Here is a 23258-nt window from a genome sequence, read left to right on the forward strand (position 1 = left end):
GACTCGGGTGACGACCGGCGAGGTAGGTGTGCGCGACCCGTGCCCGGTTTCGAGTGGGAACCGGGCCTAGACCCAGTGCTCGGCGAAGTCCGGGGTGAGGTGCGCGCCGATCTCCGGGGCGGCGGCGCTCAGGACCGCGGCCACCTCGGCGATCCGCTCGGGTGTCATAAACACGCTCGGTGCCGACACCGACACCGCCGCGCGATACTCCCCGGTCACGTCCGCGACGGCCACCGCGACACACGTGATGCCCAGCTCGTTCTCCTGATCATCCAGCGCAAACCCGCGGGTGGCAACCGCGCCGAGTGCCGCACTAAACGCGCCGACATCGGCGAGGGAGCGCTCGGTGCGGCGCTCGGCCGGATCGAAGTAGGTCGCGGCCACCGCGGGATCGGCATGGGCGAGCAGGGCCTTTCCCATCGCCGTGTGCTGGGCGCGAAAGCGCGCGCCGGGACGCGAGGCCATGTCGATGCCGCGGCGTCCGCGGGCCTTGGCTAGGTAGAGGATGTCGGTCCCGTCCAGGATGCCCAGGTGGGTCGCATCGCCCAGTTCGGCGGCGATCCCGGCCAGGAGCTGCTGGACGCGGCTGGGGAGATCCATCTCGCGCTCGGCCAGGCTGCCGAGCTCCAGCAGCGCTACGCCCAGGCGGTAGCGTCCATCCGAACTCAGGGTGAGAAAACGGGTGTTCACCAGCGAGGTCAGCATGCGGTGCGCGGCCGACCGGCTCAGGCCGCTCGCGGCGGCCAGCTCATCCAGGCGAACCGTGCCGTGCGCGACCAGGCGCAGCAGGCCCAGCCCGCGCTCGAGGGTCAGGGCACCGGATGTGGGCGTAGTCATGCCCCCAGTATCGCAGCCGGAGGGTTCGCCACGCCTGGTTCGGAGGGGACGCGCGAAGCTGTTATAGTTGAGAGGTTGCCGTTAGATCGGCCGCGGATTAAGAGAGCCCACGCATCCCGTGTGCGGCACCGCGCAGCGAACAGAAAGGGGATCACCACTATGGCTATTACTGACGAAGTCAAGAAGGCGATCATCGAAGAATACGCGACTCAGCCCGGTGACACCGGATCCCCTGAGGTCCAGGTTGCTCTGCTGAGCGCCCGGATCAAGGATCTGACCGAGCACCTCAAGGAGCACAAGCACGACCACCACTCGCGTCGTGGCCTGCTGCTCATGGTGGGTAAGCGTCGTCGTCTGCTGGGTTACCTGCAGGATGTGGACATCAACCGCTACCGTTCGCTCATCGAGCGCCTCGGCCTGCGCCGCTAGTTCGCGACACAGTTCTTCGCGTTTTCAACGCTCTCGTCGGGCCGTCGATCTTCCTCTGGGAATGATCGGCGGCCCCTCGTCTTTTCCCCGCAGAATTTAGAGGATGATCCCGGTATGACCACCCCGACCACGCCCCGTCCGCGCCGCGCCCTGACCCAGTGGGTCGGATATCCGGTGCTGGTTCTGCTTGTGTACTTTGTGGCGGGATCGGTGCTGCTTCCGCTGGTCGACGGCGTCGCGCATATCGTCGCCGTGGCGGTCCTGGTCGCGATCGGGCTCTACCTGCTGGTGTGGCTCTGGCGCTGGGGGAGTGGTCCCAAGGCCGCCCGCAAGCCGCTCACCTCGCTGCGGGACGTGAGCCTGCGCGCCCTGGGTCGCGATGCGGATACCGTGGGTGAGGTCACCACCCTCGCCTCGCGCACCCCGGTGCCCGAGAGCCGTTTCTTCCGCAGCCCCCTGACCACCGTGCAGGCGTGGCGCGGGGATTTCCCGGCCGCGATCCTGGTGCCCGGCATCACCAGCGGCGTCTCCCGCAACCTGCGCGTGGGTGTGCAGATGGAGGGCGGCGGCAAGGTCTATCTGGTGGGATTCATCGCCCCCGAGCAGGACCGTGACCTGCTCGAGCGCCTCGAACCCCTTGCCGCGCGCGGCGAGTATGTCAGCGTGCCCGCGCAGATTCTCAAGAGCACCCTGGGTCACAACCTCACCGTCGACCTGGATCTCTCGGTCCTCCCGGCCGAGCTCGCCTAGTCTTCGCCACCGCGCGTCTCGGAGAGTCGGCGCGCGCGTTTTCCGCCCGCGCGTACCGCGGGGCGAATGGTCGCGCTGTACTCTGGAACGTACTACGGGTATGTCACCCGCACCATATAACGGGGAGAGAATGCATGGCCGAGCGCGGAATCGCCTCCAGTCTGGTGCGATTTGCCCCGGGCGGCCCCCGCTGGCCGGCCGCCGTCCAGGCGGGCATCGCGATGTTCCTCCCGATCACCATCGGTACCGCCCTCGGTGCACCCCAGCTGGGACTGCTCGCCGGAACCGGCGCCTTCGCGGCGATGTACGGGGGCGGAATCTCGCGCCTGGACCGTGTCCGGGCGCTGCCGTTTGTGGTGGTCGCACTGATCCTCTCGGCGGGGCTCGGGGTGCTCGGCTCGGGATCGCATGCGACCGCGCTGATCGTGGTGTTGATTTCGGGAGTCCTCTCCTCCATTCTCTCCGCGGGATATAACGTCGGTGCCCCCGGTGCGTTCATGTTCACCCTGGTGACCGGAATCGGCGTGCAGCTGGCCGCCCCGCGCACGAGCGGGGGTGCGGGCCTGCCCGGATGGGAGGTCATTGCGCTGGTTGCCGCCGGGGCGATCCTGGCCTACCTGGTGGTGATCGCCCCGCTGATTGTGCCGAGGATTCGGCGCGCCCAGCCCGTGCGTACCCCGGTCGCGGGAATCTTTGGCCGCTTCGGATTTGATGACAACAGCTACCTGGCCACCGTGCGCATGGTGGTGGCGGTGGTGCTGGGAACCCTGGTGGGGATTGGAATCGACGGACACCGGGGCTACTGGATCGTGTGCACGGCCATGGCGATCCTCAGCGTGGGACACAGCCGACGGCTGACCCTGGAACGCGGAACCCACCGGGTCCTGGGAACCCTGCTGGGCGCCGGGGTTTTCCTGCTGCTCGCGCTGATGCAGCCGCACGGGTTTGTGCTGGCGATCATCCTGGGGATCTTCCAGGGTGTCACCCAGCTGGTCATCTCGCGCCACTACGGGCTCGCCCTGACCCTGATCACCCCGCTCGCGCTGCTGATCGCCGGAAACTCGCACGTCAACGCCGAGGCCGTGGCCTTCGAGCGGGTGCTGGACACGGTGATCGGTGCGATCATCGCCGCCGGCGTGCTGCTGGTGACCGTGCCCCGTCCTCGGCGCCGTTCGTCAGAGGCTCCGGTCGAGCCGGCCTAGCGCGAACCCCGTCGCCGCTCGACGGAAGCTCCGGTCGAGCCGGCCTAGCGCGAACCCCCGTCGCCACGCCAGGATGGGTGATTCCAGCGAAATGGGTTAGTGTGTACCGTTGTTGTTTTCGCCGGAAAGGGAACCTGGATGGGTCTGTGGAAGCGTCGTGAACGTTCCAGCAGCATGGAGGAGCTCACCGCCGCGTATGAGCGGGCGGAAGCCGAAGCCAACACCCCGGCCATGGTCGAGGCACTGATCGATATCGCCTGCGCCTGCGAGGCCCGTTCGGCCGGTCGCGGGGTGCGCCACGCGATCGATACCGCCGCCGCGCTGGCCGCCGAGGCCGAGGATCCCGCGCTGATCGAGCGGGTACGCAGCATGGATGCGGCCCTGGACTGCGCCGCACACCGCGCCTAGCCCACCCCCGCGTGTGGTCGATTCGATCACGCCACACCCTCCCTCTGTGCGACCCCCTCTGGTAGTGTTGAGGTGGCCTCCCGCTTCGGGAAGCCACTAACTCCGCGTGGGATAGGCCGGCAGGAAGCTGGTCCTCGGTGGTAGGTTCCTCTCGAATAATACGGTTCGCAGGGTGACTTTCTACTGGAGATCAGCCAGACCCAGGTCGTGGTCTGAGCAAGTACCGTCGCCCCAACCTTCGCGGGCCAACGAGCGCGCGCCCGGCGCGCGCTCAGACGCGAATGGAGATGTGACCTATGGAGGGTCCCGAAATCAAGTTTGCCGAGGCCGTTCTCGACAACGGTAAGTTCGGTAAGCGCACCGTCCGGTTCGAAACCGGACGTCTGGCACAGCAGGCACAGGGTGCCGTTGCCGCCTACCTCGACGAGGAAACCATGCTGCTGTCGGCTACCAGCGCCAGCAAGCACCCGAAGGATAACTTCGACTTCTTCCCGCTGACCGTTGACGTTGAAGAGCGCAGCTATGCAGCCGGCAAGATCCCCGGCTCGTTCTTCCGCCGCGAGGGTCGCCCCTCGACCGAGGCCATCCTGGTCTGCCGTCTGATCGACCGTCCGCTGCGCCCGTCGTTTGTGACCGGTCTGCGCAACGAGGTTCAGATCGTGATCACCGTGCTGTCGATCGCACCGGGTGAGTTCTACGACGCCCTGGCCATCAACGCCGCTTCGGCCTCGACCCAGATCTCGGGTCTGCCCTTCTCGGGTCCGATTGCCGGTGTGCGCCTGGCCCTGATCCCGGGTGCCAACAGCGCGGATGACCAGTGGATCGTCTTCCCGACCGCCGCTCAGGTAGAAGACGCCGTCTTCGACCTGACCGTTGCCGGTCGCGTTGTGACCGACGCCAACGGCAAGCAGGACGTCGCCATCATGATGGTGGAGGCCGAGGCTACCGAGAACAGCTGGAACCTGATCAAGGGTGGTGCTACCAAGCCGAACGAGGCCGTCGTGGCCGCCGGTCTTGAGGCTTCCAAGCCGTTCATCAAGCAGCTCGTTGAGGCTCAGGCTTCGCTGGCCGCCCAGGCTGCCAAGGAAATCGCCGACTACCCGGTCTTCCTGCCCTACACCGAGGCCGGCAAGGCCCTGGTTTCCGAGCTGGCTCTCGAGGAGCTGACCTCGGTCTACCAGATCGCCGACAAGACCGAGCGTCAGAACGCCGACGACGAGCTCAAGGACCGCACCAAGGCAGCCGTGGCCGCCAAGGTTGAGGCCGAAGAGGTCGAGCAGATCGTTCTGGACCAGTTCTCCGCCGCCTACAAGGCCGTGACCAAGGACGTTGTCCGCGGTCGCATCCTGCGTGACGGTGTCCGTATCGACGGCCGTGGCGCAGCGGACATCCGCGCGCTCGACGCCGAGGTTCAGGTCATCCCGCGCGTGCACGGTTCGGCCATCTTCCAGCGCGGCGAGACCCAGATCCTGGGTGTCACCACGCTGAACATGCTCAAGATGGAGCAGCAGATCGACTCGCTGAGCCCGAACAAGAGCAAGCGTTACCTGCACCACTACAACTTCCCGCCCTACTCCACCGGTGAGACCGGTCGCGTGGGTAGCCCGAAGCGTCGCGAGATCGGGCACGGCTTCCTGGCCGAGCGCGCCCTTGTGCCGGTGCTGCCGAGCCGCGAGGAGTTCCCCTACGCGATCCGTCAGGTATCCGAGGCGCTGGGCTCCAATGGTTCGACCTCGATGGGTTCGGTTTGTGCCTCGACCCTGTCGCTGCTGAACGCCGGTGTGCCGCTGCGCGCACCCGTGGCCGGTATCGCCATGGGCCTCGTGTCGGATGAGGTGGACGGCCAGACCCGTTACGCCGCACTGACCGACATTCTGGGTGCCGAGGACGCACTGGGCGACATGGACTTCAAGGTCGCCGGTACCTCCGAGTTCATCACCGCCATCCAGCTGGACACCAAGCTGGACGGTCTGCCCGCATCGGTGCTGACCGCAGCCCTGGCCCAGGCCAAGGATGCCCGCACCAAGATCCTCGACGTGATCAACGCCGCGATCGACACCCCCGACGAGATGGCTCCGACCGCGCCCCGCGTGATCAGCGTCAACATCCCGGTGGACAAGATCGGTGAGCTGATCGGCCCCAAGGGCAAGACGATCAACGCGATCCAGGACGAGACCGGCGCGGACATCTCGATCGAAGAGGACGGCACCGTGTACATCGGCGCCGTGGACGGTCCGTCGGCCGAGGCTGCGCGTGCGCAGGTCAACGCCATCGCGAACCCGACCAACCCGGAGATCGGCGAGCAGTTCCTCGGAACCGTCGTGAAGCTGGCCGCCTTCGGTGCGTTTGTGTCGCTGCTGCCCGGTAAGGACGGCCTGCTGCACATCTCCGAGGTACGCAAGCTTGCCGGTGGCAAGCGCGTGGAGAACGTCGAAGACGTGCTCGGCGTGGGCCAGAAGATCCTGGTGGAGATCACCAAGATCGACGACCGCGGCAAGCTGTCGCTGTCGCCGGTGGTCGCCGATGAGGCTGCCGCCGAGGCTCCGGCCGAGGACTAATCCTCAGGTTTCACACCACACCGCCGCCCGTCCCGTTCTCGGGGCGGGCGGCGGTGTTTTGTGGATTAGGGTCCCTCGGCCAGCAGCTCGGCTTCGGTCTTGGTAATGGTGGGGAGCGCGGCCCGATCATTAAGGTCGAGTTTCTTGGGAAGGTCGGGGCTCTGCGTATCGACCCGTTGAAACCGTGTCTGGGTGTCCCTTTGGGCATTCGCGAAGAGGCCGGCGGGTCCGCCGACCACGACATACCCACCGATCGGATCGTTGGTGTTGTACATCGCCGGCGCGAGGAAAACCAGATAGGGCCCACCGGTACTCAACGCCGAGGCACCGGTGTTGTCATCGGTGCCCGGAGTCGCGATCTCGATGGTGTCGCCGCCGAGGGTGCCCGACACCACGCTCGTCACGCGCACCACGTCAAACACTGTCGGTGCGGAGTCCGGCTGCCCGTATCCCGGAGGCAGAGGCACCTCGCGGGAGCTCCCTGTGGGCTCAATCACGGCGATGGCACTCGCACGCTGGGCAAGATCGTCGAGGCTCGAATACGTGCGGGCACGAGATCCCTGATCTCGAATCTCGGGAATCGGGATCGACTCGGAGGTCGCCGAGCATCCGGTGAGCATGAGTGCGCTTGCAAGTCCAAGCGAAACGAAATTACCTGGTTTCTTAGTAGATAGCATTGATTCCTGCCCTGTCATCATTGGCCGGCACACTGGTCGTGCGGCTGTCATCCGGATACATCAGGATTGCCCGTGAGGACGGATTGTGTGCAAGTCCTAGGGCATGGCCGAGTTCGTGAGCGGCTACTCCCTGGCGTTGAGCCGCGGAATAGGACCCGACATAGGACCAGTTGAGAACGACCTCCATCTGTCCGTTCACCCAGTTACCTCCGTTACAGGGAGGAAAGGAGGCCGCTGTGCCTTTGCCTCGAGTAACACCGCTCCATGTAACGGTGTTTCCCCACAATTCGTAAGTGCCGTAGACATCTGGTGAGCCCGAAGACGAGACCGTCACACTCGCATTTAGCCACGACCACGTGCTTGCGGCGGTGCCCCAGGCTGGTGCAGAAAGCAGCGGTGCGGGTGCGTTGAGCTGGACCGCCGGATTCACCCAACGGCAGCCGAGAGATCCGTAGGCCTGCGCGGGACTTATCGCGGTAATACCTCCTCCAATAACTAACCCAACGGTCAGTAGTGATGTCATGAGTGATCTGTGACGCATATTTACCCCCCCCCTGATAGGTGAATCATCTTTCCACTGCAAATGCCGGTGTGCGAGCAACTAGCGCAAGTTGGAAAAGGCGGACAGATACGGTTCGAGCTTGACCTGGAGTGCACTCCAGGGTCTATCGTGACGGATATGAGCACCACTACCACCGACCTCTCGATCTCCGCCCTGGCGGAACTCTCCGGGGTCACCATTGATACGCTGCGCTACTACGAGCGCGCCGACCTGTTTGTGCGTCCGGTTCGCCGGGACGAGGCGGGCCGGCGGCGCTACGGGGAGCGTGACGTGATCTGGGTCCAGTTTGTGACCCGGCTGCGTGCCACCGGAATGGGGATTACCACCATCGCCGAGTACACCCGGCTGGCCCGGCTCGGCGAGGTCACGAACCCCGAGCGGCTTGCGCTGCTCGAGGAGCACAGGGAGCACGTGGTGGAAAAGCTCAGGGAGACTCAGGCGAGCCTCGACGCGATCTCCTACAAGATCGCCGAATACGAACGAAAGGTAGCCGACCTATGAAAACCACCACACTGGGCAGCGAGAACACCCCCGGCGGCGCGCTGAGCGTCGGAAGGCTGGGGCTGGGCTGCATGGGCATGTCCGCGTTTTACTCGGGCGCGGGCCTGGATGATGCCGCCTCGATCCGCACGATTCATCGTGCGCTAGATCTGGGCGTCACCCTCATTGACACCGCCGAAATCTATGGCCCGCACACCAACGAGGTGCTGGTGGGCAAGGCCCTCGCGGGTCGCCGCGAAGAGGTCACCCTCGCCACCAAGTTCGGGATTGTGCCCACCGGTGAGGGCGAGCGCCGATTCGATGGCAGCCCCGAAAATGTGCACCGCTCGATCGACGGATCCCTGCAGCGCCTCGGCACCGACTATGTGGACCTCTACTACCTGCACCGCGTCGACCCCAACGTGGCCATCGAGGACACCGTGGGTGCGCTGGCCGAGCTGGTGGCGGCGGGCAAGATCCGGCACATTGGGCTTTCCGAGGCTGCCGCCGACACCATCCGTCGGGCGCACGCCGTGCACCCGATCACCGCTGTCCAGACCGAATACTCGCTCTGGACCCGCGATCCCGAGGCCGAGATTCTGCCGGTTGTGCGTGAACTCGGTATCGGATTCGTGCCGTATTCGCCGCTGGGACGAGGCTTCCTGACCGGGACCATTCGCACCCTGGATGGGCTGGATGAGAACGACTTCCGCCGCTTCAACCCGCGCTTTGCCGGGGACAGCCTGGAAGCCAACATTCGCATCGTGGAGCAGGTGGATGCGGTCGCCCGTGAGCTGGACGCGGCCCCCGGCCAGGTTGCGCTCGCGTGGCTGCTGGCACAGGGCGAGCACATCGCCCCGATCCCCGGCACCCGCAAGGTCGCCAACCTCGAGCAGAACGTGGCCGCCGACGCCCTGGTGCTGAGCGCGGCCCAGCTCGCCACCCTCGACGCGGTGGCGGCTCCGGTTGGCGCACGCTACCCGGACATGTCCTCGCTGAACCGCTAGGCCCCAAACACGCATCGCCCGTCCTGTTCGACGGGCGATGCGTGCGTTAACCCCGCTCGGGATACCAGAGGTCGGGGCCGAACATCTCGTAGTGGATGTGGCGGGCGGGGACGCCCTTGTCGATGAGCTGGCCGCGGGCCAACCGCATGAAGGGGAGCGGGCCGCAGAGCACCACGTCGGCGTCGTCGGGAATCGCCATCAGGGTGAGGTTCATGTCGCCGGTAAAACTCGCGGCGTCGCCGCCCTCCTGATACCAGGTTTCCAGGGTTGCGCTCGGCAGCGCCCGCACGTCGGCGATGATCCGCTCGCGTAGCGCCCAGTGGGCGGGGGAGCGGTCGGCGTGGAACACCTGAACGCGACGGTCGCTGCCAGCCTCGACCAGCGCCCGCAGCATCCCCGCCGCCGGGGTTGCCCCGATGCCGGCGGTGATCAGGACCAGCGGGGCCTCGCTCGGGGTGAGCACCACGTTGCCGTAGGGATTGGAGAGTTCCAGCATGTCGCCCACGGCCAGCGAATCGTTAAGGACCGGAGACACCATGCCGCCCTCGCTGCGCCGGACGGCGATCTGTCGGGCGGCGCCGCCGCCGCTAATCAGCGTGTACTGACGAGCCTGCTTGCGTCCCGACGGGGTCGTGACCCGAGCACTCACATACTGGCCGGGAACCGCCGGAGACACCGGCGTATCGGTCACCGGTTCGAAGGTCAAAAACACCGTATCGCCGTGCTCCTCGCGGGCGGTGACCCACCAGAAGGTCCAGCGTGCAAAGCTCGCCTGGGCATCATAGAGGTCACACTCGACGCGAAGCAGGACGTTGCTCAGCAGCCAGTACACGTCGTTCCAGGCGCGGCGAACCTCGGGGGTGAAGGCGTCGGCCAGCACCACCTCCATCGCCTCAAACAGGTGATCGTGCACGATGTCGTACTGGCTTGCGCTCACGCCGAGGGCCGTGTGGCGGTGGGCGATCCGGGTGAGCATCGCATCCACCGCATCGTTCTCCTCCTCCGCCATGCGGGCTGCCATCGAGATAAATCCCAGGGCGAACGCCGAATGCTGGATGCCGCTCTTGTGGTTGGCTTCGTTGAAGAGACCATCCAGAAACTCGGGGTGCGCGGCAAACATGCGCTCATAGAAGATCGGCGTAATCTGCTCGATCTTGGCACGGACCAGCGGAAGACTGGCGAGAACGGCGGAGCGGGAAGATGCTGAGAGCATGCGTGGGTCCAGACGGGAGCGGGCGTGGCACGGGCCCGTGCCACTGGTTAGGCTCTCACCTGCCCGGCGCCTGTGCGGCGGCCGCTGCGGATTTTAGAACATCCACTGTCGGACGCCCCGGCACACACAACGCCCGCCGGTGCAAGGTGGCATCGACGGGCGTGTGGGGGAGAGGCTAGGCCGCGACGTAGACGAAGCCCAGCACCGCGCCGGCCAGGCTCAGCAGGGTCAGGACCACCACGGGAATGACCGGCTCCGAGTGGCGCACGTGAATCACGATCGCTCCGATCATGATGATGGCCAGACCCACGGCGGCGATCGGGGTGAGGATCGGGGCCACCCCGGTCACCACCGGCAGGATCAGGCCGATGCCACCGAGCACCTCGACGATGCCGATGAAGCGGGTGAAGGCGGTGGGGTAGCGGTCCACGAAGGTCATGCCGCGCTCGCTCAGCCGCGGGATCGGGGACACCACCTTCATGCCACCGGAACCGACGAAGACCAGGGCCAGCAGGGCGTTGAGGATGATCAGGGCAATAAACACGGGGGTCTCCTTGGGGAAGTGGGGCCCTGAAAACGGGCAGAACCTCACCGTAGCGATAAATAGTTGAACTCGCAAGTATTGAAGCTTCACGGAATTTCGATAGGGTGGACTCATGGATACCCCGCGCTGGCTCAATGACGAAGAAATCGCCCTGTGGAAGCGACTCCAGGCGATCAGCGAGATCCTCCCGGCCACCGTGGATGCCCAGCTGCGCGCGGATGTGGAACTCACCCGCTACGAGTACTACGTCCTCGCCATGCTCTCCGAGGCCCCCGAGCGCAGGCTCCCGATGAGTACCCTGGCGCTGGTGACCAATGGGTCGCTCTCGCGGCTGTCACACGCGGCCCGGCGGCTCGAACAGGAGGGGTGGATTGTGCGCGAGCGGGTCCCCACCGACCGCCGGGCAATGATCGCCACCCTCACCGAGGCGGGCTTTGCGAAGATCGTGGACGCCGCCCCCGGACACGTCGAGCGGGTGCGCGAAGTGCTGTTTGACCATCTCGACCCCGATCAGGTTGCCGCGCTCAATGCCGCGCTGGCCCCGGTCCTCGCCGCGCTGCTGCCCGAGCTGGGCGACCCCGCCGAGTGCCCCGGCAGCTGCTAGCCCCTGAAAACCTGAGAGATTCGGTGCCGGGCCGCGGGATTTTCGGAGGTGGGCGCGGCCCCGTCATAGCGGATCTCACGGATATCGCATCACATGTCGTATCCAAATTGTTATCGGTTCGTCGAAAAACGTTCGCGTCGGGGTGAGGTGGAGGGTGAAACCCGACATAGACTACGTCTCAGGTGGCGAAAAGTCGGCAAAATTCGCCATCGCGTCGGATGACGAGGGGAGTGCCGGTGCTGAAGCAGATGACGGTTGGATCGGAGTCGATCCCGCTCACCCTGCCCGGACTCGTCCCCGTGGGTACGCCTGAAAACTCCAGCACCGCCGAGCGACGTGACCTGGCCCAGACTGGCCTGCGGGTGCACCCGATTGCGCTGGGTACCTCGGTGTTTGGGTGGACCGCCCAGACAGCCGACTGCGAACTCATCCTGGATCGCTACGCCGAGCTCGGCGGAAACTTCCTGGACACTGCGGACAGCTACTCGGCCGGTCGCAGCGAGCACATCATCGGCTCCTGGATGTCGCGCCGAGGGGTCCGCGATCAGAGTGTCATCGCGACCAAGATCGGCCGCCACCCGGACAACCCGGGCCTGGGATCGGTCAGCATCGTGCGCGCGGTCGAGGCGAGCCTGGAGCGCCTGCAGACCGACTACATCGACGTCCTCTACTTCCACGATGATGACCCCACCGTTCCACTCGAGGACGCCCTCGGGACCGTCGAATGGCTGATCGAGAGCGGCAAGGTGCGTCACCTCGCGGTATCCGCCTACCGTCCCGAACGCCTGGTTCAGGCGCGCATCCTGGCGGCCTCGGGCTACCCGCGGATCGCCGCGGTGGGCACCCACTACTCGCTGCTGCACCGCAGCAGCTACGAGGGAACCCTGGAACTGGTGTCGCGGGGCCAAAACCTCGCGGTGGTTCCCTACCTGACCCTGGAAAACGGCTTCCTCAGCGGCAAGTACCGTTCGCGGGCGCAGCTGGACACCACCGCACGCGGAACCCGGGTGAGCAGCCTGGTCAACCGTCAGGGTCTGCGCGCGCTGCAGGTGCTGGACCGGGTGGCCGAGGAGCAGGGGGTCACCCCCACCACGATCGCGCTGGCCTGGGTGCTCTCGCGCCCCGGCATCACCGCCCCGGTGGTGAGCGCGAATGACCCCGAGCAGGTGGACGCGCTGATGGCCGCACCGGCCATTTCGCTGACCCGTGCGCAGAGCGCCGAACTGGAAAAAGTGTGGCACTCCTAGTCGCGATGGTCCGCTGCGTCGGGGTGCTAATTTGGCCCCGCGCCGGACAAACCCATCGGAATGTGAGCGTCCTGGCTTAGGGTGGAGCCGATGATTCCCCCGAGAGCGTTCCCCCTCACCGAGCCCAATATCGACTTTGAAACCGCGGCCGGCTCGCGGATTCGGCGCACCGTTTTGCCCACCGGCCTGCGGATTCTCAGCGAGGAGATGCCCGCCGCCCAGAGCGCCACGATCGGCTTCTGGGTGGGTGTGGGTTCCCGCGATGAGCTGGCCACCGAGTCCGCCGTGGGTGCCTCGGGGTTTGGATCCACCCACTTCCTCGAGCACCTGCTGTTCAAGGGCACCCCGACCCGCAGCGCGCTGGATATCGCGATCGCCTTTGACGCCGTCGGCGGCGAGCACAACGCGCTGACCGCCAAGGAATACACCTGCTACTACGCCAAGGTTCGCGACCAGGACCTCGGCATGGCCACCTCGGTCCTCGCCGATATGATCGCCTCCTCGCTGATCGACCCCGAGGAGTTTGAGCGCGAGCGTCAGGTCATCATCGAGGAACTGGCGATGCGGGAGGACGATCCCGGGACCGCGGTCTGGGAGCTCCTGTTTGAGGCCGTGCTCGGCGAGCACCCGCTGGCCCGCCCGATCGGTGGTACCCCCGAGACCATCGAGGCGTGCACCCGCGAGGCCGTACTGGAGCACTATGCCCGCAACTACCGCGCCGCCGATGTGGTGATCTCGGTGGCCGGGGCCGTGCGTCATGATGAGCTGGTCGCCGATGTGGTGTCCGCGTTGACCGAGGCCGGCTGGGATCCGACTATTCAGGCCGATCCGGTGCCGCGTCGTCCGCTGGTGCCGGTGAATACCCGGCCCGCTCGCTCGCTTGTGGTGGAGCATCGCCCGATCGAGCAGGTGCATCTGCTCCTGGGCTGCACCGGAATCGCAATGCGGGACGAGCGCTGGCCGGTCATGAGCATCCTCAACTCGATCCTCGGCGGTGGCATGTCCTCACGCCTGTTCCAGGAGATCCGCGAGAAGCGAGGGCTCGCCTACTCGGTGTACTCGTTCTCCAGCGCGTTCTCCGATACCGGAGTGTTTGGGCTCGGCGCTGCGTGTACCCCGGCCCGCGCCCGCGAGGTTGCCGACCTGATGTATGCGGAACTGATCACGATGGCCACGGACGGGGTCACCGAGGAGGAGATGGCGCGCGCCCTCGGGCAGCTCTCCGGTGCCTCGGCGCTCGCCCTCGAGGATTCCGACTCGCGGATGTCGCGGCTTGGCCGCGCCGACCTGATTCTCGGCGAGTTCCAGGAATTAGACACCATCCTGGAGATGCTTGCCGCCGTCACCGCCGAGGACGTGCGAGCACTCGCTCGCGAACTCGCGGATCGGCAGTTTACGGTTGCCGCGGTGGGGGCAATCGACGAGAGTGTATTTGACGGCTTCGGTGAGTCCTTAGAAGGGAAACGATCATGAGCCAGTATCTGTACCTCGTGCGTCATGGCGAACAGCAGGACGCCGAACACGGAATGCCCGACGGACCCCTCTCCCCGCGTGGTCGTCGCCAGGCCCGGCTGATCGCCGAACGCCTGAGCGGGCTTCCGCTCACCGCCGCCTACCACTCCCCGCTGCAGCGGGCCGCCGAAACGGCCGAGCTGATCGCCGAGCGTCTGCCCTCGATCTCGCTGGAATCCTCGGCCCTGCTGTTTGACTGCGTGCCAACCGGCAAGACCCCGGATACCCCGAGCGCGTTTGACTCGTTCTTCGGCGGCATCACCGACGCCGAAACCGAGGCCGGCACGGCGCAGATGAACGATGCGGTGGCCGAGTTCCTGGCCCCCAAGAGTGGCGAGCGACACGACCTAATCATCAGCCACAACTTCGTGATCGCCTGGTTTGTTCGGGAGGTGCTCGGCGCACCCGACTGGCGCTGGATGACCCTGGACCAGGCCAACTGTGGGCTCACGGTGATCCACCGCAAGCCCGGTCGGCCCTGGACCCTGCTGACCCACAACGATCTGGCCCACCTGCCGATGGAGCTGCGGACCGGACTGCCTGATCCGCTGCCGGTTTAACGTCCGCCGAGCCGGCCGCCGCTGAGCTGCCCGCCACTGGGCTGGGCTCTGCTGGGCGGCCGTCGTTGGTGTCACCACCGGTGGCCCCCATACAAAAAGTCACCCCGCACGCGGGGTGACTTTCTGGTTTCGCCGGCTAGTCGGTGAGGGTCTTGCCGTACCAGTGGTTGGCGTTGGGGTTTGAGTTATAGGGCTCGATTTCCACATAGCCCGAGCTGCGGTACAGTCCGCCGGCGGCGGCCAGGGTCGCGTTGGTATCCAGGACCAGCTCGGTTGCTCCGAGCGCGCGAGCCTCCTCCTCGAGTCGGTTTAGCAGGGTGCGGCCCAGGCCGCGTCCACGCGTGGCCGGGCGCAGGTAGACATGCTTGATCTCGAACCGGGTGGGGGAGAGCGCGCGTACGCCGCCGCATCCGAGCAGGGTGTCATCCTCGGCGAGCACGATGAACGAGCCGGCCGGGGGAATGAAGCGTGCCGGGTCGGGCAGGGTGACCACGTAGTCTCCGTCTTCAAACCCGACCGCGCGTTCGCCAAAGTACTCCATCAGGAGCGTGTGCGAATCGGGAGTATCGGTGCCGAGGCGGTGAAAGGTGAGCATGCAATAATGCTACGCCGCGGTCGCGCACTTTAATCACGAGTGTGATCGAGACAGGGTCGCGTTCACTTTCCGACATTCTGAACCGCGAGGCAAATCGGGTCTCAAATATTACATATCGTAAGCTCGATATGTTTAAAAATACTGAATTGAGGTGGGGCGCCCCACCGAATAGTGCGCACACTCGCCCACGACGCGGCCTGGCCGCGCTGCTGCTTTCGGCCCTGCTCACCGCATCCGCCCTGGTCTTGGCACCCGCCGCCGCACAGGCGGCCCCCGAAGGTGTGGAACGCGGCTGCGTGATTGATGCCGTGACCGTCTCCAACGAGGCCGGCCAGAGCGTGGAGGGCACCACCGTCAGTCGCTATTCGCGGCTGATGATCGGGTTCAACTGGAGCAAAACGGCCGACTGCGTGATCAACGAGGGCGACACCGCCACGATCACCTTCCCCGCCGAACTGCAGATCTCCGGTGCCGCGGTGACCAGCAACATGTTTGACGACGCCGGCAACCTACTGGGAACCATGACGCTCAGCCCGCAGAAGGCGGGCACGCCGGCCACCGTGAAGCTGGTGTTCTCCAAGTTTGTGGGGGACAACCAGCTCGCCTCCGGCACTGTGCGCGTGCTCAGCACGATTAGCTCGACCGTGATACCCGGGGAGGACCCGGTACCGCTGGAGTTTGTGACCGATACCGGCACCACCACGGTGTCGATCATCATCACCAACCCGGCCATTCCCGCCCCCGACCCCGAGGTGACACATAAGTACTGCTACTGGCGCGAGGGAGGCACCTCGCTCTACTGCGATATCTGGCTGCCTCGGACCCAGCTCACCGCCGCCGGCGAGCCGATTCCGTGGACCGATGTGACCATCGAGGATCGCCTGAACAGCCCCGGTCAGCGCATCGTCCCCGATTCCTATGTGCTGCTGGCCTCCGAGGCCACCGACGTGAACGCCAACGGATGGCCGCGCTGGGGGACCGCCTTCAAGCCCGCGACCCGGGCCGTGGACCTCGGATTCTCGGTCGTGGAACAGTCGGAGGGTGGCTTCACCGCGCATCTGGACACGACCGGTCCCCGGTTCGGCTATCTGATGCTGCGCTATGACGTGGAAATCACCGATGCCACGCTGCCCCAGTATTTGAACACCGCGATCACCCGAATCAATGGTCGGGCCGCCGAATCGATCCTCTGGACCACCATCAATAACGGCGTCAGCGGTGGCGGATCCGCGAGCGGCCTGGGGATCGTCAAGGGCGAGATTGGTGCGATCCCCGGACGGGTCGCGGACACCGCGCCCACGATGGCGGATGCCCGGATCTACGACCTCGAAAAGGGCCGGGAAGTGGTCATCGAAATGGTAAACCGTGGCGGCACTCCGCTGACCAACGTGACCGTCTCCGACCGCCTGATCAACGGGTCCGAAGCCCTGGAAAACGTGATGTGCGCCTTCCCGGGCGATGCCAGGCAAACCGTGGGAGTGCAGGCACCGGACGGCACCTGGAACATCACCTGGGAGGCTTCCGTTTCCGGCGGCGCCACCTGGGCCCCCGGTGACGCGGGCATGTTTCAGTGCACCGGGTGGCTGGGCCTGTACGGCGTGGGCGGTGCCCACACCGATGAGGCACGCATCGTGGCCACCGATCCGGTCCGCAACGCCGTGCTCACCAACACCGCGCGCTACAACGCGGTGACCGGTGGGGTCCGCGTGGTGCGCTACGACGCCCGCGACAACTTCAGCGCCCCGCTGACCGCGGGCATCGTGACCAAGCCGCTCGGCTTCGGCGATGCCGACTACTATCGCGATGCGAACACCGCCGAAACCGCGATCGAATATCCCTATGCGAACGGTGCCGATATTGTTGAGCCCGTGCGCTGGACCGTCAGTAACATCGGGGGCAGCACGCTGGCGGATATCGTCCTGTCCGAGCAGACCCTGGAGGGATCTCCGCTGGCCAACGCGCGGTGTGAGTTCCCCGACGGCAGCGCGGGGATGACCTGGCCGGGCCCGTGGGCACCGAGCACCAGCTTTGAGTGCGCGGGCGAGCTGACCCTGCCGGCCCAGACCGATGGTGTAGCGGACGAGTCGCCGCAGACCCATGCCAGCGAGGCCGTCGTTCGTGCCTCGGTGATTCTGCCCGATGTGGATCAGAACTACCGGGTGACCGGTGAGCCGATGACCGATCTCGATGGAAACCTCGTGCACGCCGGCCTGGAGGTGACCGATTCGGATCCGTACTACGCGATTCGCGCCGGAAAGCCGGCACCGGAGCCCACGCCGGAGCCGAGCACCGAACCGACACCCGAGCCGAGTATCGACCCGAGTCCGGAACCCAGCGTGGATCCGACCCCGGAACCCAGCGTGGATCCGACCCCGGAACCCAGCGTGGATCCGAGTCCGGAACCCAGCGTGGATCCCACGCCCGAGCCGAGTATCGACCCGAGTCCGGGCCCGAGCCCGGACCCGAGTGTGGATCCCACTCCCGAGCCGAGTACCGGGCCGACTCCGAAGCCGAGCATCACGCCGAGCGGTACGCCGACCCCGAGTGTCGAGCCCAGTGCCGATCCCTCGCCCGAGGCGACCGCAAGCACGGATCCGAGCACGGATCCGAGCACGGACCCGAGTACGGATCCGGCCGCGCTCCCCGGCGGCGGAGCGGGCACTGACTCGACCGCCCTGGCCCCCACCGGGACCGCGCCGATCGCCTTCCTGGGTGGTGCGCTGATCCTGCTGGCCCTGGGGCTGGCCTTCCGTCCGCGTCGACGTGTGGCAAACGCACACTCGCGGCGCTAGCCGTCGCCCCACCCCACCCCACCGGGCTCGCGTTCGGTGGGGTGGGGTGTGTCGTCACTCCGGACCACGAAGTTGCTAGATTAGGGGTATGACTACACGGGTTGCGATCGTTGGTGCCAGCGGAAAAATGGGACGACTGTTTAGCCGACTGCTGGAGGCCAGCCCCGACTATGAGGTGCACGCGGCCCTGACCTCACGCAGCGACCTGTCCGAGATGGACGGCGCCGACCTGGTGGTCGACGTGAGCACCCCGGCGATCAGCCCCGCGGTGGTCGCCCATGCGCTGGCCGCCGGTGCCAACGTGCTGGTGGGAACCTCGGGGTGGTCCCGGGAGAAGCTGGACGCGCTGGAGCGCACCATCCCGACCGGCCGCGGCGTGCTGATCATCCCCAACTTCTCGGTGGGATCGGCGCTGGGCACCGCGCTGTCGATCCTCGCCTCGCGATTCTATGAGTCGATCGAGATCATCGAGTCCCACGCCTCCACCAAGATCGATTCCCCGAGCGGCACCGCCGTGCGCACGGCCGAGCTGATCGACCGTGCCCGCGCCGATCTCGGCCCGGTGGAGGCCCCGCACGTGGACCAGCGCGCCCGCGGCGAACTGATCGCCGGGATTCCGGTGCACAGCCTGCGCCAGCGCGGGATCGTCGCCCAGCAGCGGGTGATCCTGGGTGGGCCGGGGGAGACCCTGACCATCGCCCACGACACCATCGACCAGAGCGCCTATGAGCACGGCATCACGCTGGCCCTCGCCCGGGCGCAGCACGTGAGCGGCCTCGTGGTGGGGCTGGAAAACGTGATCGACCTGGGCCTGGGCGGCCAGGCTTGATGCGCGCCCGCACCGACGAGGCGGGGGCACGCTAGTGCGCGCCCGACTGCCCGCCATCCTGGTCTCCGCCTTCCTGGTGATCTGCCTGATCCTGGTGGGTCAGAAGGCGCTGGTGGCGATCGGCACAGGGCAGCCCATCGCGATCGTGATCGGCATCGCCCTGGTGGTGCTGCTGCTCGCCGGGGTCTGGGCCCTGTGGCGGGAGCTGCGGTTCGGGTCGGCATCCAGCCGTCTGGGCCGCCTGCTGGAGGAGCGTGGCCTGGTGCCCGAGGACGAGGTTCCGGTACGCCCCAGCGGACGCCCCGAACGCGCCGCCGTGGACGAGCTGTTCCCCGCCTATCGCGCGGCCGTCGAGGCCGAACCCGAGAGCTGGACCGCCTGGTTCCGGCTGGGCATCGTCTATGACGGGGCCGGGGATCGCATCCGCGCGCGTCAGGCGATCCGAGAGGCGATCCGGCTGGAGCGCGCTGCCCGCTAGCCGCGGGGAACACTTCGGTCGTTGGCAAGTCGCCGCTAGCCGCCCGTCGGCGAGCCTCTCCTGAGCACCCGTCGACCTCCCCTCCGTCAACCGATCGGTTGACCCCGGGGTCCCTCGATCGTGCCTCCCCGCGGATGCGCGCGGCCGCCAGCATGGAGGTATGACGGTTGCACTCCATATTCACGACCTCCGGAAACAGTATTCCGGGACCACAGCGGTAGCCGGCCTGAGCTTTGACGTGGAGGCCGGAAGCCTCTGCGCGCTGCTCGGTGCCAACGGGGCCGGGAAGTCCACCACGATCGCCTGCATCTCGACCCTGCTGGGTTTTGACGCGGGGGTGATCGACGTCCTGGGCGACCGGGTGGGTTCGGGACCCGCGGCCACCGCGCGCATCCGCGGCCGAATCGGGGTGGTGTTTCAAACCTCGGTGCTGGATCCGCTGCTCAGCGTGCGCGAAAACCTCACCGTGCGCGCCCGGCTCTACCGGCTCGACGCGGCGAGCACCGACGCCCGCATCAACGAGCTGGCCGAGATGACCGACCTCACCGGGTTTCTGGATCGCCGCTACGGCACCCTCTCCGGCGGGCAGAAGCGGCGCGCGGATATCGCCCGGGCGCTGATCCACTCGCCCGACATCCTGATCCTCGACGAACCCACGGCGGGCCTCGACCCCGCCAGCCGGGAACGCATCTGGGATGCGATCCACACCCTGCGCCGGGCCACCGGCATGACCGTGCTGCTGACCACCCATTACCTGGCCGAAACCGAGCTCGCCGACGACGTGATCATCATCTCCGGGGGTGCCCTGGTCGAGCGCGGATCCGCCGCCGAGCTGCGGGCCCGGCTCGGAGCCAGCCGACTGAGCATCACGCCGCGCCCCGACGCCGCCGCGCTGATCGCCGCCTGCGCGGCGCTGCCCGGCACCTGTGAGGGCGACCGCTTCGAGCTGCGCCTGCCCGGAAGCGCCGTGGCCCTGGATCTGCTGGCCGCCCACCACACCGACATCCTCGACTTCGAATTCCGGCACGGCACGATGGACGACGTGTTCCTCAGCGTGACCGGCGATACCCCCAAGGACCCCGCATGACCACCATCTGGACCCTGACCCTGCGTAACCTCCGCCTGTTTTTCCGCGACCGAATGCGGGTGTTTTTCTCGCTGCTGTCGGCGCTGATCCTGGTTGCCCTCTACGTGTTCTTCCTGGGCAATCAGATCACTTCCTCGGTCACCGCCCAGCTTCCCGGAGCCCCCGCGGAAGATGTGGACCGCTTCATTCGGGCCTGGGTGTTTGCCGGGGTCATCATGATCACCTCGCTGACCGCGAGCCTGGGCGCGATGGCCGTCTTTGTGGATGACCGGGTGGCCCGCCGTTTTGATGACTTCCTGGTTGCCCCGCCCCGGCGCGGACACCTGACCCTCGGCTACCTGTTGGCGGCCTTCCTGGTGGCCGCGGTGATCTCGCTGCTGCTACTGGCCGCCGCGCAGATCACGCTGGCGATCTCCGGCGGCGGGATGACCCTGGGCGAGCTCGCCACGGCCGCGGGCATCACCCTGCTGTGCTGCCTGGTGTTTGCGGCGCTGTCGGCCCTGGCTGCCTCGTTTATCGCCTCGACCGGGGCGTTTGCGGCGCTGTCGACCATCGTGGGAACCGGGGTCGGGTTCCTTGCCGGGGCCTATGTGCCGCTGGGTACCCTGCCCGCGGGCGTCGCCAAGGTCCTCACCCTGCTGCCCTTCGCCCAGGCCGCGAGCCTGGTGCGTGGACCCCTCACCGCGGGTCCGCTGGATGCGCTGGATTCCGCTCAGCCGGGTGCCGGCGAGAGCCTGGCCACGTACTTCGGCGTGCACGCGATGGTGGGGGATACCGAGCTGGGGGCACCGCTGCTGATCGCGATCCTCGCCGCACTCGGAATCGTATTCCTGCTGCTGGCCATCGGCCGGTTCGGGCGGCGCCTGCGCACGGTATGAGCCGCTGTGTCAGAATGAGGGACATGAAACTCAGACGGGGGTGGGACCTTGCGGTTTCCGCCTGCATGGTGCTGCTGATCCTGCTGGCCTTCGTCTCGGTCACCCACGAGGGTGCCTCGCGGCTGGATGTGGGAACCCGCGCGGTTCTGATCGCCGTGGGCCTGGGGGCCCTGGCGGCCTACTATCTGCTGTGGGCGCGCCCCCGCAACGAGTCCAACGCGGTGGGATGGGGTGCCGCCTGGGTGATCCCGATTGGTGCGCTACTCACCTTCGCCAGCCCCTCGATGTTCACCGCCCAGGTAATCCTGTATCCGATGATCTGGGAGGGCAATGCCCGGCCGCGCCGGCCGCTGATCCTCTCGGGGATCGCCGCCATCGCGATGACCACGACCTCGATCCTCGGCACCGAGGGGCCGGACTGGCCGGGGAATGCCCTGGTCATCGGCGCCGTGTCCTATGCGTTCAACCTGGCGATGGGACTGTGGATCTCGGGCATCTCCCGGGTGAGCGCCGAGAACGCGCGCCTCTACGACCAGCTGCGCCTGCGGCAGGAGGAGATCGCCGCGCTCAACCGCGACGCCGGTGCCATGCACGAGCGGGGGCGTCTCTCCCGAGACCTGCACGATACCGTCGCTCAGACCCTGACCGGCGTGGTGATGCTCTCGCGCAGCGCACTGCGTCAGGCCGAGGCGGGTTCACCCAAGCTTGTGGACACTGTGCGGCTGATCGAGTCCAGCGCCGCCGAGGCGCTCGCCGAAACCCGGGCGATGGTCGCGACCGCCTCCTCGCTCGAGGAATCGACCTTCGCCGAAACCCTGGAGCGCTTCTGCACCCGGTTTGCCCGGGAAACCGGGATCGCCGTGGACCTGGAATTCTCGCTGGATCCTGGGCTTGTACTGTCCCGCGCCGAGGAGGTCATCCTGCTGCGCTGCGTCCAGGAGGGGCTGGCCAACGTGCGCAAACACTCGGGGGCCAATACCGCGTGGGTGCGCGTGGCCTCGGGCCGGGCGAGCGTGCGACTCGGGATCGCGGATAACGGTCGCGGCCCGATCACCGCGGCCCCCGAGCCACACGCACCGGGGGAGGAGGCCGCCACCGCTCAGCCGACCGGTGGGCAGTTTGGGCTCGCCGGTCTGGCCGAACGCCTGGGAGGGGTGGGCGGCACGGTCGCCCTGACTGCACAGCCCGAGGGCGGGGCTCTGCTGAGCGTCGAGCTTCCGCTGAGTGCCGATCCGGGCACCGCTCCGAGCTCCGATCCCCACACTGATCCGAGCATCCGTCCACATATTCGTCCGAGCGCCGTTCCGAGCACCGAGGAGCAATCATGACCGCCGAGCTACGGGTTTTTGTGGTGGACGATCACCCGATCGTGCGCGCCGGAATCTCGGCGACCCTGGAGGACGCCGCGGGGATCACCGTGGTGGGCACCGCCGCGAGTGGACCCGAGGCGGTCGCGCGGGTGCGCGCGATTCCCACCGACGTGGTGCTGATGGACCTGCGCATGCCCGGCGGAGACGGGGTCGCGGCAACCGCGCAGATCCTCGCCCACTGCCCGGACACCCGCGTGCTGATCCTCACCACGTATGAGAGTGATGATGCGATCCTCGACGCGATCGAGGCGGGGGCCGCCGGCTACCTGCTCAAGGCCGCGCCCGAGGAGGAGATCATCGCCGGCGTGCGCGCGGTCGCCGCGGGCAAAACGGTGCTGGCGCCGGAGATCGCCGCGGCCCTGGTGTCGCGGATGCGTCAGCCCGCCGCGCCCACCGGCCCCACCCTCACCCCGCGCGAGCGCGAGGTACTGGCTCTCGTTGCCCAGGGGCGCACCAACGGGCAGATCGCCCTGGGGCTGCACGTCTCCGAGGCCACAGTCAAAACACACCTGGTGCGCATCTTCGACAAGCTCGGCGTGGGCGATCGCACCCGTGCGGTGACCCTGGCCCTGGAACTCGGCCTCCTCCGCGACTAGCGCTCCGGGCATGATCAGCTCACCGATCCTGAGCGTTTGGGGA

At 66.9% G+C, this 23258-nt stretch carries 24 protein-coding genes; 18 read left to right on the plus strand and 6 right to left on the minus strand.

Annotation, left to right across the window (positions count from 1 at the left end):
• Nucleotides 1–66: 66 nt before the first annotated feature.
• Nucleotides 67–837 (minus strand): IclR family transcriptional regulator, encoded by a 771-nt coding sequence (locus tag IE92_RS0100955; protein ID WP_030143007.1) that lies wholly within the window; start codon nucleotides 835–837, stop codon nucleotides 67–69.
• Nucleotides 838–996: 159 nt separating this feature from the next.
• On the opposite strand from IE92_RS0100955, the gene rpsO reads away from it, so the two are divergent.
• The 5 genes from rpsO to IE92_RS0100980 all read left to right on the plus strand — a co-directional run bounded on the left by rpsO (nucleotide 997) and on the right by IE92_RS0100980 (nucleotide 6184).
• Complete coding sequence (rpsO, locus tag IE92_RS0100960) at nucleotides 997–1266, plus strand: 30S ribosomal protein S15 (RefSeq protein ID WP_030143008.1); 270 nt, start codon at nucleotides 997–999, stop codon at nucleotides 1264–1266.
• A gap of 114 nt (nucleotides 1267–1380) precedes the next feature.
• Entirely contained in the window at nucleotides 1381–2016 is a 636-nt protein-coding gene (locus tag IE92_RS0100965; protein WP_030143009.1) for a hypothetical protein, read from the plus strand.
• Between the two features lie 134 nt (nucleotides 2017–2150).
• A complete protein-coding gene (locus IE92_RS0100970) occupies nucleotides 2151–3218 on the plus strand; it encodes an FUSC family protein (RefSeq protein WP_030143010.1) in 1068 nt (355 codons plus the stop codon).
• 138 nt (nucleotides 3219–3356) lie between these two features.
• The gene (locus IE92_RS0100975; protein ID WP_156027348.1) at nucleotides 3357–3626 is read left to right on the plus strand and encodes a hypothetical protein; all 270 of its coding nucleotides are present in this window, start codon (nucleotides 3357–3359) and stop codon (nucleotides 3624–3626) included.
• Nucleotides 3627–3922: 296 nt separating this feature from the next.
• Nucleotides 3923–6184 carry a polyribonucleotide nucleotidyltransferase gene (locus tag IE92_RS0100980; RefSeq protein WP_030143012.1) on the plus strand — a complete coding sequence of 754 codons (2262 nt, stop codon included), beginning with the start codon at nucleotides 3923–3925 and terminating at the stop codon, nucleotides 6182–6184.
• A 65-nt stretch (nucleotides 6185–6249) separates the two neighbouring features.
• On the opposite strand, the gene IE92_RS0100985 is transcribed toward IE92_RS0100980, so the two are convergent.
• Nucleotides 6250–6804, minus strand: a complete 555-nt coding sequence (locus IE92_RS0100985) for a hypothetical protein (RefSeq protein WP_030143013.1) — start codon at nucleotides 6802–6804, stop codon at nucleotides 6250–6252.
• 43 nt (nucleotides 6805–6847) lie between these two features.
• The gene (locus IE92_RS19125) at nucleotides 6848–7402 is read right to left on the minus strand and encodes a matrixin family metalloprotease (protein ID WP_081863776.1); all 555 of its coding nucleotides are present in this window, start codon (nucleotides 7400–7402) and stop codon (nucleotides 6848–6850) included.
• Between the two features lie 138 nt (nucleotides 7403–7540).
• Here IE92_RS19125 and IE92_RS0100990 point away from each other — a divergent pair, with 138 nt between their 5' ends.
• On the plus strand, nucleotides 7541–7924 hold the full coding sequence (locus IE92_RS0100990; protein WP_030143014.1) for a MerR family transcriptional regulator: 384 nt from the start codon (nucleotides 7541–7543) through the stop codon (nucleotides 7922–7924).
• Nucleotides 7921–8910 (plus strand): aldo/keto reductase, encoded by a 990-nt coding sequence (locus IE92_RS0100995; protein ID WP_030143015.1) that lies wholly within the window; start codon nucleotides 7921–7923, stop codon nucleotides 8908–8910. The genes IE92_RS0100990 and IE92_RS0100995 overlap by 4 nt, the downstream gene beginning before the upstream one ends.
• Nucleotides 8911–8956: 46 nt before the next feature.
• Here IE92_RS0100995 and IE92_RS0101000 read toward each other — a convergent pair whose 3' ends face one another.
• The gene (locus IE92_RS0101000) at nucleotides 8957–10123 is read right to left on the minus strand and encodes a globin domain-containing protein (protein WP_030143016.1); all 1167 of its coding nucleotides are present in this window, start codon (nucleotides 10121–10123) and stop codon (nucleotides 8957–8959) included.
• Nucleotides 10124–10298: 175 nt separating this feature from the next.
• Entirely contained in the window at nucleotides 10299–10667 is a 369-nt protein-coding gene (locus IE92_RS0101005) for a DoxX family protein (protein ID WP_030143017.1), read from the minus strand.
• Between the two features lie 112 nt (nucleotides 10668–10779).
• On the opposite strand from IE92_RS0101005, the gene IE92_RS0101010 reads away from it, so the two are divergent.
• From IE92_RS0101010 to IE92_RS0101025, 4 genes are all read left to right on the plus strand, one after another.
• A complete protein-coding gene (locus IE92_RS0101010; protein WP_043321262.1) occupies nucleotides 10780–11271 on the plus strand; it encodes a MarR family winged helix-turn-helix transcriptional regulator in 492 nt (163 codons plus the stop codon).
• Between the two features lie 236 nt (nucleotides 11272–11507).
• The gene (locus IE92_RS0101015; RefSeq protein WP_245601192.1) at nucleotides 11508–12518 is read left to right on the plus strand and encodes an aldo/keto reductase; all 1011 of its coding nucleotides are present in this window, start codon (nucleotides 11508–11510) and stop codon (nucleotides 12516–12518) included.
• 90 nt (nucleotides 12519–12608) lie between these two features.
• The gene (locus tag IE92_RS0101020) at nucleotides 12609–13991 is read left to right on the plus strand and encodes a M16 family metallopeptidase (RefSeq protein ID WP_030143020.1); all 1383 of its coding nucleotides are present in this window, start codon (nucleotides 12609–12611) and stop codon (nucleotides 13989–13991) included.
• Entirely contained in the window at nucleotides 13988–14590 is a 603-nt protein-coding gene (locus IE92_RS0101025; protein WP_030143021.1) for a histidine phosphatase family protein, read from the plus strand. Before IE92_RS0101020 ends, IE92_RS0101025 begins: the two co-directional genes overlap by 4 nt.
• 136 nt (nucleotides 14591–14726) lie before the next feature.
• Here the strand turns inward: IE92_RS0101025 and IE92_RS0101030 are convergent, their stop codons facing one another.
• Complete coding sequence (locus IE92_RS0101030) at nucleotides 14727–15185, minus strand: GNAT family N-acetyltransferase (RefSeq protein ID WP_030143022.1); 459 nt, start codon at nucleotides 15183–15185, stop codon at nucleotides 14727–14729.
• A gap of 146 nt (nucleotides 15186–15331) precedes the next feature.
• Here IE92_RS0101030 and IE92_RS19020 point away from each other — a divergent pair, with 146 nt between their 5' ends.
• From IE92_RS19020 to IE92_RS0101065, 7 genes are all read left to right on the plus strand, one after another.
• Entirely contained in the window at nucleotides 15332–17977 is a 2646-nt protein-coding gene (locus IE92_RS19020) for an Ig-like domain-containing protein (RefSeq protein ID WP_156027349.1), read from the plus strand.
• A gap of 88 nt (nucleotides 17978–18065) precedes the next feature.
• A complete protein-coding gene (gene dapB / locus IE92_RS0101040; RefSeq protein ID WP_030143024.1) occupies nucleotides 18066–18806 on the plus strand; it encodes a 4-hydroxy-tetrahydrodipicolinate reductase in 741 nt (246 codons plus the stop codon).
• Between the two features lie 34 nt (nucleotides 18807–18840).
• Nucleotides 18841–19284: a tetratricopeptide repeat protein gene (locus tag IE92_RS0101045; RefSeq protein ID WP_030143025.1), complete on the plus strand. Its 444-nt coding sequence runs from the start codon at nucleotides 18841–18843 to the stop codon at nucleotides 19282–19284.
• 160 nt (nucleotides 19285–19444) lie between these two features.
• Nucleotides 19445–20371, plus strand: coding sequence for an ABC transporter ATP-binding protein (locus IE92_RS0101050; protein ID WP_030143026.1), 927 nt, complete (start codon nucleotides 19445–19447; stop codon nucleotides 20369–20371).
• Nucleotides 20368–21249, plus strand: a complete 882-nt coding sequence (locus IE92_RS0101055) for an ABC transporter permease (RefSeq protein WP_030143027.1) — start codon at nucleotides 20368–20370, stop codon at nucleotides 21247–21249. Before IE92_RS0101050 ends, IE92_RS0101055 begins: the two co-directional genes overlap by 4 nt.
• A gap of 23 nt (nucleotides 21250–21272) precedes the next feature.
• On the plus strand, nucleotides 21273–22577 hold the full coding sequence (locus IE92_RS0101060) for a sensor histidine kinase (protein ID WP_162178472.1): 1305 nt from the start codon (nucleotides 21273–21275) through the stop codon (nucleotides 22575–22577).
• The gene (locus IE92_RS0101065) at nucleotides 22574–23215 is read left to right on the plus strand and encodes a response regulator (protein ID WP_030143029.1); all 642 of its coding nucleotides are present in this window, start codon (nucleotides 22574–22576) and stop codon (nucleotides 23213–23215) included. The genes IE92_RS0101060 and IE92_RS0101065 overlap by 4 nt, the downstream gene beginning before the upstream one ends.
• Nucleotides 23216–23258: the final 43 nt, after the last annotated feature.

Source organism: Mycetocola saprophilus (assembly GCF_000718085.1).
Lineage (GTDB): Bacteria > Actinomycetota > Actinomycetes > Actinomycetales > Microbacteriaceae > Mycetocola > Mycetocola saprophilus.

Coding starts and splice junctions, on each gene's coding strand:
- IE92_RS0100965 (WP_030143009.1), top strand. CDS start 1,381: ATGACCACCCCGACCACGCCCCGTCCGCGCCGCGCCCTGACCCAGTGG.
- IE92_RS0101050 (WP_030143026.1), top strand. CDS start 19,445: ATGACGGTTGCACTCCATATTCACGACCTCCGGAAACAGTATTCCGGG.
- IE92_RS0101025 (WP_030143021.1), top strand. CDS start 13,988: ATGAGCCAGTATCTGTACCTCGTGCGTCATGGCGAACAGCAGGACGCC.
- IE92_RS0100975 (WP_156027348.1), top strand. CDS start 3,357: ATGGGTCTGTGGAAGCGTCGTGAACGTTCCAGCAGCATGGAGGAGCTC.
- dapB (WP_030143024.1), top strand. CDS start 18,066: ATGACTACACGGGTTGCGATCGTTGGTGCCAGCGGAAAAATGGGACGA.
- IE92_RS0101010 (WP_043321262.1), top strand. CDS start 10,780: ATGGATACCCCGCGCTGGCTCAATGACGAAGAAATCGCCCTGTGGAAG.
- rpsO (WP_030143008.1), top strand. CDS start 997: ATGGCTATTACTGACGAAGTCAAGAAGGCGATCATCGAAGAATACGCG.
- IE92_RS0101055 (WP_030143027.1), top strand. CDS start 20,368: ATGACCACCATCTGGACCCTGACCCTGCGTAACCTCCGCCTGTTTTTC.
- IE92_RS0100955 (WP_030143007.1), bottom strand. CDS start 837: ATGACTACGCCCACATCCGGTGCCCTGACCCTCGAGCGCGGGCTGGGC.
- IE92_RS0100980 (WP_030143012.1), top strand. CDS start 3,923: ATGGAGGGTCCCGAAATCAAGTTTGCCGAGGCCGTTCTCGACAACGGT.
- IE92_RS0100985 (WP_030143013.1), bottom strand. CDS start 6,804: ATGCTCACCGGATGCTCGGCGACCTCCGAGTCGATCCCGATTCCCGAG.
- IE92_RS0101000 (WP_030143016.1), bottom strand. CDS start 10,123: ATGCTCTCAGCATCTTCCCGCTCCGCCGTTCTCGCCAGTCTTCCGCTG.
- IE92_RS0100990 (WP_030143014.1), top strand. CDS start 7,541: ATGAGCACCACTACCACCGACCTCTCGATCTCCGCCCTGGCGGAACTC.
- IE92_RS0101065 (WP_030143029.1), top strand. CDS start 22,574: ATGACCGCCGAGCTACGGGTTTTTGTGGTGGACGATCACCCGATCGTG.
- IE92_RS19125 (WP_081863776.1), bottom strand. CDS start 7,402: ATGCGTCACAGATCACTCATGACATCACTACTGACCGTTGGGTTAGTT.
- IE92_RS0101060 (WP_162178472.1), top strand. CDS start 21,273: ATGAAACTCAGACGGGGGTGGGACCTTGCGGTTTCCGCCTGCATGGTG.
- IE92_RS0101030 (WP_030143022.1), bottom strand. CDS start 15,185: ATGCTCACCTTTCACCGCCTCGGCACCGATACTCCCGATTCGCACACG.
- IE92_RS0101020 (WP_030143020.1), top strand. CDS start 12,609: ATGATTCCCCCGAGAGCGTTCCCCCTCACCGAGCCCAATATCGACTTT.
- IE92_RS0100970 (WP_030143010.1), top strand. CDS start 2,151: ATGGCCGAGCGCGGAATCGCCTCCAGTCTGGTGCGATTTGCCCCGGGC.
- IE92_RS0100995 (WP_030143015.1), top strand. CDS start 7,921: ATGAAAACCACCACACTGGGCAGCGAGAACACCCCCGGCGGCGCGCTG.